The sequence below is a fragment of the Bacteroides sp. LFL-34 genome, from assembly GCF_027257075.1.
Lineage (GTDB): Bacteria > Bacteroidota > Bacteroidia > Bacteroidales > Bacteroidaceae > Bacteroides > Bacteroides ovatus.
This window is the reverse complement of the sequence record NZ_JAPQKZ010000093.1, coordinates 1-1,586: the sequence shown is the minus strand read 5'-3', so window position 1 is coordinate 1,586 and position 1,586 is coordinate 1. Positions and strand designations below refer to the sequence as shown.

The following is a 1,586-nucleotide window of genomic DNA, read 5'->3' as shown; positions in this document are numbered from 1 at the left end:
GATGTTCGGACAGCAATCCGGGCATCAATCCAAACGGTTGAAAACAGGTGTATGTATTCAGATAGTTTTCCAAGCACACGTCCGTGCGGACGGATAAAAGCATGGACGGTTGGACAAACCGATGAATACCCGCAGGCACAGCCGGATTAAGGAGTGAATAAATAAATGAATGGGAGTGCGTGCGTACGTACTAATGACAATACGCTACCGCCACCGGACAGATGTATAACCAAATAAATTATCAAAAAAATGAAAGAAGCAACTTATGTGGCAATCTCCACGCAGAAAGGTGGAGCGGGTAAGACAACCCTGACAGTGCTTGTAGCAAGCTATCTGCACTATGTGAAAGGCTACAACGTAGCCGTGGTGGACTGCGATTTCCCGCAGTACAGTATCCATGACATGCGCAAGCGTGACATGAAAGCCGTCATGGAGGACGGGCATTACAAGGTGCTGGCGTATGAGCAGCTCAAACGACTGAAGAAGAACCCGTACACCATCAGATGCAGCCGTGCGGAAGATGCGGTAAAGACCGCCGAAAATCTGGTGGCAGCGCAGCCCGACCTCGATTTCGTGTTCTTCGACCTGCCGGGAACAATCAACAATGCCGATGTGGTGCAGACCATTTCCCAAATGGACTATATCTTCACGCCCATCATCGCCGACCGTGTGGTGATGGAGAGTTCCATCAAGTTCGCCACTGTCATCAACGAACAGATGATAAGCACGGGCAAGTCCGGCATCAAAGGGATTTACCTCGTGTGGAACATGGTGGACGGACGCGAAAAGACTGAACTTTACAAGGCATACGACAAGGTCTGTGCCGAGTTCGCCCTGCCCATTCTGGAAACACATCTACCGGACAGTAAGCGCTTCCGCAAGGAGACGGCGGCAGAACGCAAGGCGGTATTCCGCTCCACGGCGTTTCCGGCGGACAAAATACTGGTACGCGGCAGCAACCTCGACAAACTCGTCGATGAGATTCTCGGCATCATCAAAAACTGAACGGCATGGCAAAGAAAACAAGAATCGAGGACATCGACAGCGAAGCCGTAATCAACTCATTTCGACTGGACGATACAAGCATTCCGCCGGAAGCGAGAAGCACGGACGGGAACGCTCCTGTCCCACCTCCGAAAGAAGCGATACAAGAAGCCGTTTCTCCACCCGCCTCGCACTCCAAAGAGGAGCCGGAACGCAGGCGCAGGAACAGCAAGCCGGAAAAATTGGATTATGACACAGTATTCATATGCGGTTCCAATATCACGGCAAGGCTCGGCAAGCAGGTCTATATCCGCAAGGAGTACCACGACCGCATACAGAAGATGCTTCATGTAATCGGAGGCAACGAAGTGACTATCGCGGCATTTCTTGACAACGTGCTGACACACCATTTCACGCTGTTCCAAGACGAGATAGCCGAATCGTTCAAACGGCACATGGAATCCTATAATTTATAAACACTCAAAAACAACAAAGAAGTATGAAAAGAACAAATAAGAACCGTCAGGCTGAGTATCTGCAAACAGGAAAGAGTGAAAGAACCGCTGTCCGTGCAGCAAAGTGTGTAACCGACTACGGGCATT

2 protein-coding genes and 1 pseudogene are annotated in these 1,586 nt (G+C 50.4%); all 3 read left to right on the top strand.

The features are described from left to right. Window positions 1-249: 249 nt before the first annotated feature. The gene (locus N5O98_RS26405) at window positions 250-1,005 is read left to right on the top strand and encodes a ParA family protein (RefSeq protein WP_005643916.1); all 756 of its coding nucleotides are present in this window, start codon (window positions 250-252) and stop codon (window positions 1,003-1,005) included. 5 nt (window positions 1,006-1,010) lie between these two features. Beyond that, entirely contained in the window at window positions 1,011-1,460 is a 450-nt protein-coding gene (locus N5O98_RS26400) for a DUF3408 domain-containing protein (protein ID WP_004311202.1), read from the top strand. A 23-nt stretch (window positions 1,461-1,483) separates the two neighbouring features. Beyond that, window positions 1,484-1,586 (top strand): annotated as a pseudogene (locus N5O98_RS26395) (DUF3408 domain-containing protein); the annotation flags it as partial.

Excerpts from the sequence above, each read along its gene's own strand:
- N5O98_RS26405 (WP_005643916.1), top strand. The coding sequence starts at position 250 with ATGAAAGAAGCAACTTATGTGGCAATCTCCACGCAGAAAGGTGGAGCG.
- N5O98_RS26400 (WP_004311202.1), top strand. The coding sequence starts at position 1,011 with ATGGCAAAGAAAACAAGAATCGAGGACATCGACAGCGAAGCCGTAATC.